This is a genomic window from Oleiphilus sp. HI0043 (genome assembly GCF_001634935.1).
This window is the reverse complement of sequence record NZ_LWEY01000987.1, coordinates 1-365: the sequence shown is the minus strand read 5'-3', so window position 1 is coordinate 365 and position 365 is coordinate 1. Positions and strand designations below refer to the sequence as shown.

Below are 365 nucleotides of genomic sequence, written 5' to 3'. Positions count from 1 at the left end.
GTGCCAGTCGAGTTGCAGTTGTTTGTAGATAGAACCGAATTGATAATTTAGTTCAGGTAAGCGTTGATAAGCTTGTTCGCTTGCCAGCAGTGTTTCATCGATACTTTTGTATTGCTGCATCAAGAAGCTGAATCGCCAGTTATCCTCTGAATAATGGAGTTCAGCCCTTCGATCAAGGTTATCACTTCGGTTTATATTCAGCCCCTGGTTCAAATCATCCAGGTAGTCAAAGTCGCTGATCTGGCTATATTTGAGCGTGCCATACCAGCCGTCATGATGCGCATTGATATCCTGACTAAAGCTGAGGCCCCAGCGAGCGTCCGTGTCATCTGGGCCGATTGCTTTCTGCTCGCTATTATAGAACT

Annotated in this window: 1 protein-coding gene; it reads right to left on the bottom strand. The window is 45.8% G+C overall.

The genetic code is table 11. From position 1 onward, the window contains the following. Positions 1 to 365: LPS assembly protein LptD (lptD, locus tag A3729_RS10700; protein WP_156497883.1), on the bottom strand; the 365-nt coding region annotated here is incomplete at both ends.